Raw genomic sequence first — 15450 nt, 5'->3', positions numbered from 1 at the left:
GGCTCCGGGCCGGTACTCTCGGCCGGTGACGGGTCCGGATCTCACGCTCACCGCCAACCTGCGTCCGGCCGCCCTGGACGCGCGGCGGGGCATCGTCCGGCTGCACCCGGAGGTGCTGACCGCGCTGGGTCTGCATCCCGGCGAACCGGTCCAGCTCACCGGGCGCCGTACGACCGCCGGGATAGTGGCCCGGGCGGACCCGACCGCGAGCCGGGCGCTGCTCTACGCCGACGATTTGGTTCTCGGCAACCTCGGTGTCCGGGACGGCAGCCAGGTGACGGTCACACCCATCCCCGTGGTGGCCGCCCGGCGGGTGATCCTGACCGGGCCGCCGGAGATCACCGCCGCCGTCTCGCCGGAGATGCTCCGCCTCGCACTCCTCGGCAAGATGGTGACCGCGGGCGACGACGTCTCGCTGCTGCCCCAGGACGTACTTCCGGCGGCAGCGGTCCGGACCCTGGTCGAGGCCGCCCGACGCAGCCTGGCCAACACCGTCGGCTACGCGTGGACAAGCACCCTGCTCACGGTCACCTCGGCGGAAACCGCCGCCGGACCGGTCGAAACCGCCGCCGGACCGGTCGGACCCGCCGCCGGCAGCGCGGGTGCGGACGCCACCGGGTCGGTGTCGGGGCGGACCGTCTCCGTACTGGTCACGATGGACACGGTGGTGGGGTGGCAGGACGGCCACCTCACCCACGGCACCGAGCCGGCCGAGGTCCGGACGCCGTCCCGGGCCGCCTCCCCGGCCGTACCGGCCCTGGATCCGGCGGCGCCCGGCCTGGACGAACTGCCCGGCCTGCGGGCGCAGGCGGAAGAACTCACCGAACTGCTGGACCTCGGCTTCCACCACCGCGAGGTGCTGGGCCGGCTGGGCACCACGGTGTCGCTCGGCGTACTGATCACCGGACCCGCCGGTTCGGGCAAGTCCGCGCTGGTCCGGGCGGTCGCCAGTTCGGTCGGCGCCCGGGTGGCCGCGCTCTGGGCACCCGAACTCGCCGCGCTGACCAACGACTCCGCCGCAGGCCGACTCCGGGAAGCCGTCCGCTCCGTCCAGGACAGCCCGCCGGCCGTGCTGCTGGTCTCCGACGTCGAGGCGCTGGCCCCGCGCGACGCCCCCGGACCGATCGGTACGGTGTTCCGCCAACTGCTCACCGAGACGATACGGACCGGTACCGCGGTGATCTGCACGACGAGTCGGCCGGAGGCGGTGGACCCCTCGTTGCGCGCTCCCGACCTGCTCTCGCTGGAGATCGCGGTACCGCTGCCGGACGCGGCGCTGCGCCGGGAGCAGTTGACCGTGCTGACCCGGGGAATGCCGCTCGACGAGGACGTCCGGCTGGACGAGGTGGCCGCCCGTACGCCAGGGTTCGTCGCCGCCGACCTGGCCGCGCTGGCCCGGGAGGCCGGGGTACGCGCCGCGTTGCGCCAGAAGGCGGCAACCGCCCCGACGGTGGCGATGGCCGACTTCTCGGCGGCGCTGGAGGTGGTCCGGCCCACCTCGATGGCCGAGTCCTCGATGTTGGAGTTGGCCGACGTCACCCTCGACGACGTGGGCGACATGGTCGAGGTCAAGGAGATGCTGACCGAGTCGGTGCTGTGGCCGCTCAACTACCCGGACACGTTCGCCCGGCTCGGCGTACAACCACCGCGTGGGGTACTGCTCTACGGCCCGCCCGGATGCGGAAAGACCTTCCTCGTCACCGCCCTGGCCGGTACGGGTCGGGCGAACGTGCTGTCGGTGAAGGGCGCGGAGCTGCTGTCGAAGTGGGTGGGCGAGAGCGAACGGGCGGTCCGGGAACTCTTCCGGCGGGCCCGGGACGCCGCGCCGACGCTGGTCTTCCTCGACGAGGTGGACGCCCTGGCCCCGGTACGCGGGCAGGCAACCGACGGCGGCACCACGGACCGGGTCGTCGCCGCCCTGCTCACCGAACTCGACGGGGTCGAGCCGCTGCGCAACGTGGTGGTGATCGGCGCGACGAACCGGCCGGATCTGGTGGATCCGGCGCTGCTGCGGCCGGGCCGGCTGGAGCGGGGGGTCTACGTGCCTCCGCCGGACGCCGCCGCCCGGGCCGAGATCCTCCGCGCGGCCTCCCGCGCGGTGCCGCTCGACGCCGAGGTGGACCTGGGCGCGCTGGCCGAGGGACTGGACGGCTTCTCCGCGGCCGACTGTGCGGCACTGGTCCGGGAGGCGGCGCTCGCGGCGATGCGCGAGTCGTTGGAGGCGACCACGGTCAGCGCGGCGCATGTGGCCACCGCCCGGTCCCGGGTCCGGCCCTCGCTGGATCCGGACCAGGTCGCCTGGCTGGCGGCGTACGCGGCGCAGCGCTGAGGACGTCGTCAAAAGGCGGCGGGGGACGCCGACCTGCAACGCGGCGTCTCCTCGTCCTCGCCCTCGTCCTCGCGGGGCCGCGTCCGGCGGGCCCGCCGCTACGCGGTGGAGGCGAAGAGATCGACGATGTCGTCGAGCCTTACGACGATCAGTGCCACGATCGCGCCCGTGACGGCCGCGAGCAGCAGGCCGGCCCACTGACCGGCACCGACTCCCGACCCGGCCAGCCCGGCGACCAGGCCGGTGCCGGCGACGGTCAGCAGCACCACGTTGCGGATGATCTGCCGGCCGCCCAGCCGGGTGGTCGACACCCCGAAGCAGGGACAGGCCGCGCTGACACCCCGGCGCATCATCAGCCCGATCCCGCCGACGAAGACCGCCAGCAGCGCCCCGGCCAGCAGGTAGCCGGCCGGTACGGTCGCCGGAACGACCAGCAGCAGCACCACCCCGAGCTCGGCCGCGACCGTCAGCACACCGATCCGTCGGGCGTTGCCGGCGGAGACCAGGCCGGTGTCCCGGAGCCCGACCGCGAACGCGTCGAATGCCGAACGGTTCCGAAGCTTGCTGCCGGCCGAGACCAGGAAGACCACCCCGAGCAATACCCGGCAGGCCATTTCGAGGTAGTCCACGTCCGTCACCCCCGCATCACGGCAACGGGCGGACCCCGGAGCCGGGAACGTGATCGAAATTACCAGAACCGGGCGGGGCCTCGATCCAGCGGATCCGATGGAATCGCACCGTGGACGGCAGCCGGCCGACGCCGTCGGGCCCCGGCCCGATCGTCACCAGGCGCCGGCCACGTCCTCGTTGACCCCGAGCCGGATCTCGGCGCGGATCCCCGTACCGTCCGGGCCCAGCACCGCGCCGCAGCGGCGCAGCAGGTTCAGCGCCGGCAGATTGTCGGGTTGGGTCTCGGCCACCACCATCCGGGCCCCGGCCTGGATCGCCTCGGCGAGCAGCAGGCGTAACGCGATCAGTCCGATGCCCTGCCCCCGGGTCGACTTGCCGAGCCACATTCCGGTCTCCAGCGTGCCCGGTTCGGCCCGCCGCCCCAGCCTGGCCATCCCCACCACGTCGCCGTCCTGCACGATCGCGTACATCAGGTTGCCGGTCGGCCCGTCCAACCCGGTGTAGTTCTTCCGGTGGAACGCCCGGAACGCGTCGCGCCGGGCCTGCGACCAGCCAGCCGGAGCCTCGACCGGCGGCATCACCTCGTCGGGCTCGGTCTCGGCGACCGCCACCGACAGTAATGGCTCCAGATTCTGCTCGTCTACCGGCGTCAGCCGGACCTCACGCGTCACGAACCGATGTTTCTCGCCCAGCCGTCGCCGCGTCCACCGGATTGGCATACCCGCTCCGTTCGGGCCACGCCTTTCAACCGGGTGTCCACCTCACCGCCTGGCTGGTCGTGCCGGAACGCCGCCGCCCGGTTTCCCCGCCGAGGCCGCCCGGTGCCGGGTACGACCCCGGCCGGCGTGCCGGGGTCACCTTTCGACAGGCGACGGTCCCGTCGGTCAGACTCGACGGCGAGCCGCCCGCCGCCGCGCCGGATGCAGGTCCCCCGAACCCGCGAGGATCCGACCGGCCGGGCGCCGTTTCGAACCCAGCGGCTCAGGAGGCGTCGATGCTCGTCGCGATCTCCTCCGGCAGCGGGTAGGGCCGCTCGGCCGGGAGCAGGGCGGAGGCGCCGGCCCGGTCACCGTCCCGCAGCCGCTTGCGGATCGCGTGCGCCGTCGGCGTGACATCACTGATTCCGACGATCCACTCGTCGACGTACCGACCGACGGCCTCGCCGCCGAGGCCGACCTGCAACGACCGGTGGGACAACGGACTCAGGTCCAGCGAACGTTCCGGATCCCACTGCACCCGTACCGGGCTTGTCCTGAGCTGCCCGGCCCAGGCCGTACGGCTCTCGTGCCGGTCCGCGTCGTAGTGGCTCAGGCAGGCCCGGCGCAGTGCCCACTCGAACCCGCCACGGGTGATCTCGACCGCCAGCACATGTTCCTGGTCGGGCTTGGCGGCCCAGCCGCACCGGTACATCATCCAGAGGAAGGACGGCTTGATCCAGGTCATCCGCTCCCGTTTGAACGGCGCCACGAAGTGGCCGTGTGCCAGCGCCGGGCGGGCGATCGACGCCGGATAGGCCTGGTAGACGGTGATCGTGTTCTCGGTGTAGCAGGCTCGGACCTGCCGCTGCGGCACTGACACAGAGCCGATCTTCGCTGGCTGGCCCGCCGCCCGCCACCACGTTTCCGGAGCCGGGCGGCCGAACCGGTCACGCCTCCTCGAAGCCACACAGCACGGCGGTCGCGTCGTCGTACCGTTTGAAGCCGGAGCGACGCTGGCCGTCGCCGGCCTCGGCGAGCCGGACCCGCCGGATCAGTTCACCCGGCCCGGCCTCGCTGAGCACGTCGAGCAGGCCGCGCCAGTCGAAGAGGCCGAACTGCTCGACCGCGCCCGAGGCACCGTCGGTGAGCAGCGCGGCCCGCCGGACCCGGTCCGGTCCGTGCAGCGGCAGGCTGCCGGCGACCGCGTGGTACGCCGCGTCGGGATTCGCGGCGGCGACCCAGTACCCGTGCGTCTGGTTCATCTGCTCCCGTTGCAGCGCCACCGCCCGGCGGAACCGGGTCGCCCGGTCCAGCTCGGCACCCGCGCCGGCCACCGTCAGCGCCTTCTGCCGCAGGTCGGCCGTTGCCGTCCGCAACCGGTCGTCGGAGATCACCTGTACCCGCTCGCCGAGGTCGAGCACCAACGGGCTGTCGCAGAGCACCAGGTAGTCGACGTGGTCCCCGCCGTACCGGAGCAGGCAGACCGTTGCCGACGGGGTGCCGGGATGGTCCAGATCGCACCTGCCGCCGTGGTCGGCGCGTACCGCCAGGATCGCGGCGGCCAGGTTGCCGGTCAGCGCGGCGGCGGGCCGGTCCGCGGCGGCCAGGCCGATCCGTGCGGCGAGCTGCCGGACGTACCAGACCGGTCCGTGTACGCAACCGGTGTCGAAGCCGTCCGGCACCGTTGCACCGTCGAGTACGCCGACCAGTTCGCCGTACCGGAAGACCTGGTCCTCGTTCTCGGCACGGCCCGGTGCGGGAACGGAGGCCGAGCAGACCCGCATCATCGGCTCGACTCCGGGCCTGGCCGCTGCGACGAGCCCAGGAACGGCTGGTCGAGGCCCGGCAGTGTCATGGTGGCTCCCGGCGGTGCGAGGGGTCGGTCATCTCCCTGTCTACCGCGAATCGACCTTCGGCCCACCCCGAATCGACCTGCCCGTCGACGTCCCGGACCCTGAGCCTCGACCTCCGGCCGGCGCCGTCCCCGATCGCGTCGCCCGACGCCGTCCGGATCGGGTCGCCGGCGCCGCCCGGATCGGGTCGCCGGATCGGGTCGGCCGTATCCCGGCAACCTGCCATCCCCGGCCTGAGCTGGGCGGTAGCGTCGATTGCGGGAGGCTTTCGCGAGGGGGAACGCAATGATGGAGCACCTGCACCGGATGGGTCTGCGCGCCGAGCACCTGTACATAGCGGGCGGCGTCAGCATCGGACTGTCGTTTCTGAGCTGGATGCTGTCGAAACAGATGGAGAACGCCGGGATCGACCGGGCCGACCGATGGGGGATCTTCATCGGCGAGTGGGCGCCCACCTTCATCGCACTGGGCAACGGGTTGCGCACCTACGAGAAGTGACCCGGTTCCGGCTCCTCAGCGGCGCCGGTTACGGCTCCTGGTCGCGCGCAGTCGGCGCAGCCGGCCGACCAGCATCGGTTCGGCGGCCAGCGCGGCCGGATTGTCGAGCAGTCCGTTGAGGAGCTGGTAGTAGCGGGTCGAGGAGAGGTCGAAGGCGTCCCGGATCGCCTGCTCCTTCGCACCCGCGTGTTTCCACCAGCGCTGCTCGAAGGCCAGGATCTCGCGCTCCCGCTCGGTGAGTGCGGGCTCACCGGCCGCCGCCGACAGGGGTGGTCCGAACGGTTCGAGCGGTTCCGACGGATCGGATAGTTCGGGCGTACCGTCCGAGTCGGAGGCGGGCGCGGAACGGGGTTGCGGTACGTAGGTGCCCCGGTCCGGACGTCCAGCCTCGGCAACGTCATCGACCGCTCTGTCGTCGGCACCTGCCTCGGCAACGTCGACGACTGCCTCGTCGGCGGCTCTGTCGTCGGCCGTTCTGTCGTCGTCGGCCGCTCTGTCGTCGGCCGTTCTGTCGTCGTCGGCCGGAGCAGAGGCGTTCCTCATGGGGCTGCTCCTCCGGGCTGGGTGATACGACCTGCGAACAGCCTCACCAGCCTACCGACGACCCGCCAGGACCGCACCGGCCGTCACCCGGGTACGCCGGCCGGCGGGGACGGCGCCCCCCGGCCGCCGCCCCCGAACCCCGCACCGCGACGCCGGTCGCGGCTCAGCCACTCCTGCTCAGGTGATGTCCCGGGCTCAGGTGATGTCCCGGGCTCAGGTGACGTCCCGTCGGCGCATCGACCAGATCGCGCCGCCGAGCACCAGCACCAGCGCGACCGACAGCAGGATCGACGAGTTCTGCCAGGTGATGTCGAAGGTCGCCGGCTTGCACTCGCCGTTGTACGTGGCCTGGCAGGAGGCCCAGTTCTGCAGCGTGACCTTCTTCTGCATCCAGGCCAGCAGGTACGTCGGAAACAGCCACGCCTCGACGAACTTGACCCGGGCCATCCCCAGTACGACACCGAGACCGAACTGTCCCACCACCATCACCCCGAGCACCCCGCCGAGGGCCAGCGCGGTGTGCCGGCCCAGCGAGGCCAGTCCGAAGCCGAGCGCCCCGGCGATCAGCACCAGGGCGAGGCCGCGCAGCCCGGTCAGGCCGAACGACTGCCACGCCCCGGAGGTCATCCCCTCGGTGCTCCCCCGGTAGGTGCCGGTGGCCCAGAACGCCGCCGTCCAGGCTCCGATGGTCACCACCGTCAATCCGGACAGCGCGGAGAGCAGCGCGCCGAGCTTGGTGAGCAGCACCCTGATCCGCTGCGGTCGCCAGAGCAGCAGGTTCATCATCCCGCCGGTGCTCCACTCGGCACCGATGAAGGAGGCGCCTCCGACGAACGCGACCAGCCCGAGCACGGCGGTGAGGGCGATGAGGGTGCTGCCAAACTCCTCGCGGAACTCGAATGTGGCCGGCAGGTGCCAATCGGTCTGGAACGCCTCCCTGGGTGGCGGCTGGATGCTCGAGCAGTCCGGCGGGAACCTGCCGACATCGGCGTTCCCGGTCGCCTTCGCCTGCTCGCAGGCTGCCTGTTCCTGCCGCATGTACCCCAGGTTCTGCTGGTATTCCCGGTCCGCCGCGCGTTCGGCCGCCGCGATCTGGGCCGGCCCGACCTTCTGGTTGGTGAAGAACATCCCGACCGCGACGGCGGCCAGCACCAGCAGCCCGCCCAGGGTCAGGTAGCGGACGAACCGTCGCTTGCGGAGCCGGCGCAGTTCCGTGTTGAAGAGGCTCACACTCCCCACCCCCCGGAGATCGAGTCGGACGAGGACGAGGACGTGCCGTCCACCACCGCGGACTGGTCCACCTGACGGTGTTGTCCGGGTACCGGGGCGGTGGCGGTCAACTGGAGGAAGACGCTCTCCAGGTCGACGGTCACCGGCGCGAGTTCGCTGACGAACAGGTTGGCGGCGGCGAGCGTACGGGTGACGGTGGCGGGCTTGTCCACCTCGTACACCAGCAGGTGGTCGTCCTGCGGGGTGACCCGCGCGCCGGACCGGAGAAGCAGGTCGGCGGCGGCCGGCAGGTCGGTGACCGCCTCCAGCCGGACCCGCAGGCCACCGCCGGAGTGCTGGGCCAGCACCTGGGCGACCGGGCCGAAGGCGACCCGGCGGCCGAGCGAGATGATCGTGACCGAGTCGCAGATCAACTGCACCTCGGCGAGAATGTGGCTGGAGATCACCACCGTCATCCCCGAGGCGGCGAGGTCGCTCATCAGGGTCCGCATCTCCCGGATGCCGCCCGGGTCGAGCCCGTTGGCCGGCTCGTCCAGGATCAGCAGCTTGGGCTCCTTCAGCAGGGCGGAGGCGACGGCCAGCCGTTGCTTCATGCCGAGCGAGTAGGTCTTGACCCGGTCCTTGGCCCGCTCCCGCAGGCCGACCAGCTCCAGCACCTCGGCCACCCGCTGTTGGGGCACCCCGCCGGCCCCGGCCAGCAGCGAGAGGGTGTCCTGGGCGGAGAAGTGCGGAAAGAACTGAGGGCTCTCCACGATCGCGCCGACCTGGCCGACGACCGTGGGCAGCGCCGCCGGCACCTCCTGGCCGAGGATCGCCATCCGGCCGCCGTTCGGGCGGATCAGCCCGAGCAGCGTACGCAGCGTGGTGGTCTTGCCCGACCCGTTGGGACCGAGGAAGCCGTGCACCTGGCCCGCCTCGACCCGCATGTCGAAGCCGTCCAGCGCGCGCCGGGTCCCCCGGCGTCTACTCCGATAGGTCTTCGCCAGACCCTCGATCTCAAGTACGGCAGCCATATCGGCCTCTCTCCTCATGTCCGATATCGGCGACACCGTACCACCGCTTTGCACGCTACCGCGTTATACGCGCTACTGGCGCGTCGAAGGGCCTGAGATGTTAGGAGGGGGCCCTTGTTATGCAGAAAGCGATAAGAAGGGGCCCTTCCTTACAGCTCTCAGGCGCAGACGACGGTGAGGCCGGCGTCCCGGAACGACTGCACGGTGGCCGGATCGGCGCCGGAGTCGGTGACCAGGGTTTCGATCCGTTCGATCGGGCAGATCCGGGCGAAGGCGTGCCCGCCGAGTTTGGACGAGTCGGCGATGATGACGACCCGCTTGGCGCGGGCGACCATCAGGTTGTTCATCGACGCCTCGCCCTCGTGGTGGGCCGCCGCGCCGAGCTGTACGTCGATGGCGTCCACCCCGAGCAGCGCCACGTCGAGGGTGACCTCGCGGAGCAGGGCCCCGCCGAGCGGGCCGACCAGTTCGAACGACTGTGGCCGGACCACACCGCCGGCCACCACGATCTTCATCCGGGACCGGACCAGCAACTCGTTGGCGATGTTCAGCGCGTTCGTGACCACTGTCAACTGGGCGCCGTCGGCGCTGCTGTTCAGGTCCGGCCGGACGGCCAGCGCCCGGGCCACCTCGGTGGTCGTGGTGCCGCCGTTGAGTCCGACCACCATGCCCGGGGAGACCAGCGCGGCGGCGGCGGTGCCGATCCGCTGCTTCTCGGCCGAGTGCTTGGCCGTCTTGTAGCGCAGCGGCAGGTCGTACGAGACGCCGTTGGCGACCGCCCCGCCCCGGGTACGCGTGATCATCTGCTGTTGGGCGAGCTGGTCGAAGTCACGCCGGATGGTCGCCTGCGAGACGTCCAGGCGGGCCGCCGCGTCCTCCACGCTGACCCGGCCCGAGTCGGTCAGCAGTTCGAGCAGGGCGTTCCATCTCGCGTACCGGTCCACCGCGGGCCCTCCAGGTGCGTACGGTGACGAATTGCGTGCACAATAGTGCGCGAAACGCCCGGCCGCAAAACTTTGCTCTGCGCGAAGCTGCGCGCGGTTGCCACAAGCGCGGTCTTTCGCGCAGAATGGCGCTCGAAAGACCGTCAAATTGAGCCGTATTGCGCAGGTCGCATCGCGCCCCGAGCGCTGCCCTGCCGGTCCGGGAATCTCGCCCGCGAGGAGCTGCGATGGGCCACGTCGACGCGGAGATCAGCAGTCAGCCCGAGTGCTGGCGGCAGGCCGCCGCACTGGCCGCCGAGTCCACCGCCGTCCTACCCCGTCCCGGCGAGCGGGTCGCCGTCATCGGCTGCGGCACCTCCTGGTTCATGGCGATGGCGTACGCCGCACTGCGCGAGCGCGCCGGCCAGGGCGAGACCGACGCCTTCCAGGCATCCGAGTTCCCACTCGAACGCCCCTACGACCGGGTGCTGGCGATCACCCGGTCCGGCACCACCACCGAGGTACTCGACGTACTCGGCGCCCTGCCCGGACGGCGGCCCAGCACCGTGATCGTCGGTGACCCGGACTCCCCCGCCGTGGCCCTCGCCGGAGACACCGTGGCGATCCCGTTCGCCGACGAACGCTCCGTGGTGCAGACCCGCTTCGCGACCAGCACCCTCGCGCTGCTCCGGGCCCACCTCGGCACCGACATCAGCGCCCTGGCCGCCGACGCGGAGGTGGCCGTACGCGCCCCGCTGCCGTTCGACCCGGCCCGGGTCGAACAGATCACCTTCCTCGGCCGGGGCTGGACCGTCGGGATCGCCCACGAGGCCGCACTCAAGTGCCGCGAGGCGGCCACCGCCTGGGCCGAGGCGTACCCGGCGATGGACTACCGGCACGGGCCGATCTCGATCGCCGCTCCCGGACGCGTGGTCTGGGCGTTCGGCGAGATCCCGGACGGGCTGGCCGAGGACATATCGGCGACCGGGGCGGCGTTCGTGCACAGCCGGACCAACGGCGTACACGCGGTGATCGGCGGCTGGGCCAGCGGCCGCCCGCCGCTGGACCCGATGGCCGACCTGATCCTGGCCCAGCGCTTCGCGGTGGCCCTCGCCACCGGGCGCGGGCTGGACCCGGACGCGCCCCGGCACCTGAGCCGGTCCGTGGTGCTGGCGTGACCGACGCCGTCCCCCCGGCCACCGACACCACCCTCCCGGTCACCGGGGGCGGCGACCGGACCGGCGAGGTGGTCGTCGCGCTCGACGTCGGCGGGACCGGAATGAAATGCGCCCTGGTCCGGGCCGACGGCACGACCGAACTCACCGAGCGCCACCACACCCGGGCCGAGCGCGGCCCGGCGGCCGTGGTCGAGAGCATCCTCGACGTAGCCGAGGGACTCACCGGAAAGGCCCGAGCCGGCGGCCTGACCCCGGTCGCGGTCGGCCTGGCCATTCCCGGAGTCGTCGACGAGAGCACCGGCAGCGCCGTCTGGTCGGCGAACCTGGGCTTCCGGGACGTACCCCTGCGGGAACTGGTCACCGCGCGGCTCGGCCTGCCGGCGGCGGTCGGCCACGACGTACGGGCCGGTGGGATCGCGGAGGCCCGGCTCGGCGCCGGACGGGGCACCCGGCACGTGCTCTTCGTCGCGATCGGCACCGGCATCGCCGCCGCGCAGGTGATCGACGGGTCGGCCTTCGCAGGCGCGCACGGCGCCGCCGGCGAACTGGGCCACATCGTCGTACGTCCGGAGGGGCCGCACTGCGGCTGCGGCCGGCTCGGCTGCCTGGAGGCGGTGGCCTCGGCCGCCGCCGTCGGACGGCGCTACACCGCGCTGACCGGAATCCCCGCGACCGCCGCCGAGGTGGTCACCCGGGCGAGCGGTGGCGAGGCGACCGCCGAACGGGTGTGGCGGGAGACGATCGAGGCCCTGGCCGACGGGCTGGCCATCGCCCAGGCGCTGTACGACACCGAGGTCGTCGTGCTCGGCGGCGGACTCGCCGAGGCCGGCGCCGACCTGCTCGACCCGCTCGGGGTCGCGCTGCGGCAACGGCTGACCTTCCAGACCGAACCCAGACTGCTGCGCGCGGCGCTCGGCGACGAGGCCGGCTGCCTCGGCGCCGCCCTGCTCGCCCTCGACACCCTGGAGATGACGTGACCGTGCGGGTTGTTGGCAAGGTGGTGACTCCGACCGGGATCATCCGGCAGGGGTGCGTGGAGCTTGACGGCGAGCGGATCTCCGCCGTCGCCGAGTACCCGTCGATCCGGGACGGACACTGGATCGTCCCCGGCTTCGTGGACATGCACACCCACGGCGGCGGCGGGCACACCTTCACCACCGGCGACGCCGACGCGGCCCGGGGCGCCGCCGCGTTCCACCTCGCACACGGCACCACCAGCCTGCTGGCCAGCCTGGTCAGTTCGCCGTACGAGCTGATCCGGGACGCCACGCAGGCGTACGCCCCGTTGGTGAAGGAGGGCGTGCTGGCCGGCGTCCACTACGAGGGGCCGTACCTGTCGGCGGCGCGCTGCGGGGCGCAGAATCCGGAGTTCCTCCGCGACCCGTCCCTCGACGAGCTGTCCGAACTGCTCGCGCTCGGCGGCGGCACCGTCCGGATGGTAACCCTCGCCCCGGAGTTGCCGGGCGCGCTGGCCGCGATCGAACTCCTCGTCTCCCGGCGGGTGGTCGCGGCGCTCGGCCACACCGACGCCACGTACGAGGAGACCACCGCCGGGGTGCTTGCCGGCGCGACCGTCGCCACCCACCTGTTCAACGGCATGCGCGGCCCGCACCACCGTGAGCCCGGCCCGGTGTTCGCCCTGCTCGGATCGCCCAATGTGGTCTGTGAGCTGATCGCCGACGGAGTACACCTGCACCAGGGGTCGCTCGCCTTCGCGGCCGGGGTGACCGGCGCCGACCGGGCCGCGCTGATCACCGACGCGATGGCGGCGGCCGGAATGCCGGACGGCGAGTACGAGTTGGGCGGACAACCGGTGGTGGTCACCGACGGCACCGTCCGGCTGGCCACTTCGGACTCTTCGCCAGGGGCGATCGCCGGCAGCACCCTCACGATGGACGCCGCGCTGCGCCAGGCGGTGGCGGCGGGCATCTCGATGGTGGACGCCTGCCGGATGGCCGCCACCACACCGGCTCGGACGATCGGGCTCGGCGACCGGGTCGGCGCCCTGATGCCCGGCTGGCGGGCCGACCTGGTGGAACTCGACGACGACCTGAACGTGACCCGGGTGATGCGCGCCGGAGAGTGGGTCGAGTAACCGGCGGGCGGACAGACAGCCGAGTCCTCAAAGGTTGCCGCCCCGAGGTGCCGACCCGACCGGGCCGGCACCGCAGGACGTACTTGTCGAGCTGGTCGCCCTAACCGTCGGACTTCTGCTGCCGGTCAGGGTCGGTGCGCTGCGTTGCACGTTCGGGCTTGCCGACCCCTGCCGAAACCGTTTCGGCGTGGGGGCCGGAGCGGGGCTCCGGGACGCTGCCGGCGACCGCCGCCGCGCGGGGACGGCGCAGCGCCTTGAGGAGGCCGACGATCACCAGTACCAGGCCGATGACCAGGAGCGCGAGCGGACCCCACAGCTTGACCGTCTGGAGCAGTTGCCGGTTGGAGCCCGCCGTGTCGGCGCTGGTCGCGATCGTGTCGTCGGTGTAGGTGAAGACCGCGTCGAGGATGACCACCTCCTGCCCGTTGTCACCGACGAGCTTCTTGCTCTGCGTCTCCTGCACCTTGATGAACTGGCCGGTGGTCGGCTCCACCCACACGGAGCGGGTGTTGCTGTAGCTGACCTTGCCGTTGGTGGCGCCGGGCAGCAGTTGGCTCGCCAGGAGCTTCAGACGGTCGGCCGGCAACTCCTGCGTCGCGTCCTGGATCCGCTGGGTGAACAGGTAGGTCTCCAGACCCTTGATCTGCTCGGTCTTGACGAAGGACGCCGGCTGGGTGCCGTTGATGTCCCGGTCGAAGATGTCGTAGGTCTTCTTCTCGGTGCCGAACGGGAACTTGTAGATCTGGCCCGAGTAGTTGACGCTCTGCCGGTCGTTGCCGATGTCGAGCCACTGCTTGTCCCACTGCTGGGCAGCGGCGGTCTTGCGGTCGAGTGCCAGTGACGTGCTGTAGGCGCTGATCAGGGCCTTGCTCTCGGTGTGGACGACCTCCTGGCCGACCAGCCACACGACGGCGTTGCCGTCGAGCGGGCCGTCCAGTTCGGCGGTCTCCTTGGCGTCCGGCTGCACGGTGATGGTCGAACGGAGGGTGCCCTGGTTCACCTTGGCCTTGCCCTCGGTGATCTGCAGGAAGCGGGCGTTGGGCGCCTCGGCGACGGACTGCGTGCGTTCCAGGTCGTACGGCAGGCGGTCCACCTGGGGTGCCACGACGAACGCGAGACCGCCGGCGAAGACCAGCGCGAGAACACCGACGCCGAACAGCGCGGCGCCGATGACGCGGGACCTCATAGTGCCTCCACGATTTAGGGACGGTTATTCGGCAGCCGGACTGCTTGCCGGCTGCCAGAGGTTACTACCGAGTCACTTCCGGAAGCGACCCCTGCGCGGCTTGTTCCTACTCCCGATCGTCGGGTTCTGCGGCCTTGCGAAGCACCATCGTGAAGTTCCAGGTGAGCGCCTCCCGTAGCACGGGAACCCGGGCCACCCACCGCGCCCACCCCGGGTGGTACCGGGGCAGCACATCGACGATGTCGATGGCGCCGGCACGCCGGGCCGCCCTGGCCCACCGCATCGCCCGCGCGGCGCTGACCGGGAACAGGGTGTGCCCGACCCGGTTCTTCGGCTCCCGACCGTTACGGCGCAGGTAGCGTCGCCGGGCCCGCTCGCCACCCAGGAAGTGCCATGGCGACGTCTCGTGTCCGCCCCACGGGGACAACCACGGGGTGAACGACACGAAGACGGTGCCGCCGGCGCGGGTCACCCGGACCAGTTCGTCCAGCATCGCCTCGGGTTCGGCGACGTGTTCGAGCACGTTCGACGAGTAGCAGACCTCCACCCCGCCGGACCGTACGGGCAGCGCGGTCCCGCTGCCCCGCACCATGCCCGACACGGCGGCGCCGGCCGCGGCGAAGTCCCCGACCGCCGGATCCAGACCGATGTACGCCGCGCCGGCCCTACGGAACTCGGTGGCGAAGTAGCCGGGGCCGCCACCCACGTCGAGGACCCGCGCGCCGACCAGGTCTACATAGGACCGCAGTTGGCGCACGGAGTCATCGGCGAGCAGCGAGTAGAACCGGTCGGGGTCGGACTGTTCGTGCAGGAAGCCCCGGAACAGCGCGACCGACCGACGAAGCGTCGCCCGGTGCCGCTGCTCGTCCGGTAGTTCCGGCGACGGCGACGGCTCCGACTCCGCCGACGGCGGCTGCGGCTGCGACAGCTCCGACTCCGCCGACGGCGACGGCGACGGCGGCTCCGGCGATGACTCGGTGTCGGCGTCGGAGCCGGGCGGACGGCCGGCGGTCGGCACGACGGTCGCCGCGACGGCGCACACCGCCACGAGCATCGCGGTCTGCACGACTGCGCCGTACACCCACTCCTGCCCGTGCCCCAGCAGGCGGCCCAGGACCGCCTCCGCGATGCCGCCGGTACCGGCGACGAGGACGATCCCCGGCAGTGCACCCGGTCGCAGCAGGCGTACCAGCATGGCGGCGAGCAGGAGCGAGGCCGCGGCCGCGCCGCCGAGGGCGACCCCGAGCGCCACCAGCGGCACCACGATCCACCAC

Annotated in this window: 15 protein-coding genes; 5 read left to right on the top strand and 10 right to left on the bottom strand. The window is 72.0% G+C overall.

The features are described from left to right. Positions 1-25: 25 nt before the first annotated feature. On the top strand, positions 26-2329 hold the full coding sequence (locus I0C86_RS20335; RefSeq protein WP_196202847.1) for an AAA family ATPase: 2304 nt from the start codon (positions 26-28) through the stop codon (positions 2327-2329). Positions 2330-2427: 98 nt separating this feature from the next. Here the strand turns inward: I0C86_RS20335 and I0C86_RS20330 are convergent, their stop codons facing one another. The 4 genes from I0C86_RS20330 to I0C86_RS20315 form a co-directional block, all read right to left on the bottom strand. Then, positions 2428-2958: a MauE/DoxX family redox-associated membrane protein gene (locus I0C86_RS20330; protein ID WP_196202846.1), complete on the bottom strand. Its 531-nt coding sequence runs from the start codon at positions 2956-2958 to the stop codon at positions 2428-2430. Between the two features lie 153 nt (positions 2959-3111). Then, the gene (locus I0C86_RS20325; RefSeq protein WP_407676331.1) at positions 3112-3678 is read right to left on the bottom strand and encodes a GNAT family N-acetyltransferase; all 567 of its coding nucleotides are present in this window, start codon (positions 3676-3678) and stop codon (positions 3112-3114) included. Between the two features lie 262 nt (positions 3679-3940). After that, a complete protein-coding gene (locus I0C86_RS20320; protein WP_196202844.1) occupies positions 3941-4537 on the bottom strand; it encodes a DUF4291 domain-containing protein in 597 nt (198 codons plus the stop codon). 67 nt (positions 4538-4604) lie between these two features. After that, positions 4605-5444, bottom strand: coding sequence for a hypothetical protein (locus I0C86_RS20315; RefSeq protein WP_230394469.1), 840 nt, complete (start codon positions 5442-5444; stop codon positions 4605-4607). A gap of 351 nt (positions 5445-5795) precedes the next feature. Between I0C86_RS20315 and I0C86_RS20310 the strand changes: the two genes are divergently transcribed. Continuing rightward, complete coding sequence (locus tag I0C86_RS20310; RefSeq protein ID WP_196202843.1) at positions 5796-6008, top strand: hypothetical protein; 213 nt, start codon at positions 5796-5798, stop codon at positions 6006-6008. 15 nt (positions 6009-6023) lie between these two features. On the opposite strand, the gene I0C86_RS43570 is transcribed toward I0C86_RS20310, so the two are convergent. The 4 genes from I0C86_RS43570 to I0C86_RS20290 form a co-directional block, all read right to left on the bottom strand. Beyond that, a complete protein-coding gene (locus I0C86_RS43570) occupies positions 6024-6551 on the bottom strand; it encodes a DUF3263 domain-containing protein (RefSeq protein ID WP_230394468.1) in 528 nt (175 codons plus the stop codon). 213 nt (positions 6552-6764) lie between these two features. Further along, complete coding sequence (locus I0C86_RS20300; RefSeq protein ID WP_196202842.1) at positions 6765-7781, bottom strand: ABC transporter permease subunit; 1017 nt, start codon at positions 7779-7781, stop codon at positions 6765-6767. After that, the gene (locus tag I0C86_RS20295; RefSeq protein ID WP_196202841.1) at positions 7778-8794 is read right to left on the bottom strand and encodes an ATP-binding cassette domain-containing protein; all 1017 of its coding nucleotides are present in this window, start codon (positions 8792-8794) and stop codon (positions 7778-7780) included. Before I0C86_RS20295 ends, I0C86_RS20300 begins: the two co-directional genes overlap by 4 nt. Positions 8795-8952: 158 nt before the next feature. Further along, a complete protein-coding gene (locus I0C86_RS20290; protein WP_196202840.1) occupies positions 8953-9738 on the bottom strand; it encodes a DeoR/GlpR family DNA-binding transcription regulator in 786 nt (261 codons plus the stop codon). A 227-nt stretch (positions 9739-9965) separates the two neighbouring features. Here I0C86_RS20290 and I0C86_RS20285 point away from each other — a divergent pair, with 227 nt between their 5' ends. Genes I0C86_RS20285 through nagA form a run of 3 tightly spaced genes read left to right on the top strand, consistent with a single transcriptional unit; the run spans position 9966 to position 12990 of the window. Beyond that, positions 9966-10895 (top strand): SIS domain-containing protein, encoded by a 930-nt coding sequence (locus I0C86_RS20285; RefSeq protein ID WP_196202839.1) that lies wholly within the window; start codon positions 9966-9968, stop codon positions 10893-10895. After that, positions 10892-11872: an ROK family protein gene (locus I0C86_RS20280; protein WP_323373745.1), complete on the top strand. Its 981-nt coding sequence runs from the start codon at positions 10892-10894 to the stop codon at positions 11870-11872. Before I0C86_RS20285 ends, I0C86_RS20280 begins: the two co-directional genes overlap by 4 nt. After that, complete coding sequence (nagA, locus tag I0C86_RS20275) at positions 11869-12990, top strand: N-acetylglucosamine-6-phosphate deacetylase (RefSeq protein ID WP_196202838.1); 1122 nt, start codon at positions 11869-11871, stop codon at positions 12988-12990. The genes I0C86_RS20280 and nagA overlap by 4 nt, the downstream gene beginning before the upstream one ends. Positions 12991-13090: 100 nt before the next feature. Here nagA and I0C86_RS20270 read toward each other — a convergent pair whose 3' ends face one another. Both I0C86_RS20270 and I0C86_RS20265 read right to left on the bottom strand, forming a co-directional pair. After that, the gene (locus I0C86_RS20270) at positions 13091-14176 is read right to left on the bottom strand and encodes a DUF3068 domain-containing protein (protein WP_196202837.1); all 1086 of its coding nucleotides are present in this window, start codon (positions 14174-14176) and stop codon (positions 13091-13093) included. A gap of 106 nt (positions 14177-14282) precedes the next feature. After that, a partial coding sequence (locus I0C86_RS20265; protein ID WP_230394467.1) for a class I SAM-dependent methyltransferase occupies positions 14283-15450 on the bottom strand: 1168 nt, incomplete at its 5' end.

The sequence above is a fragment of the Plantactinospora alkalitolerans genome (assembly GCF_015690345.1).
In the GTDB taxonomy this organism is placed as follows: Bacteria; Actinomycetota; Actinomycetes; order Mycobacteriales; family Micromonosporaceae; genus Plantactinospora; species Plantactinospora alkalitolerans.
This window is presented reverse-complemented; position numbering and strand designations above follow the sequence as displayed.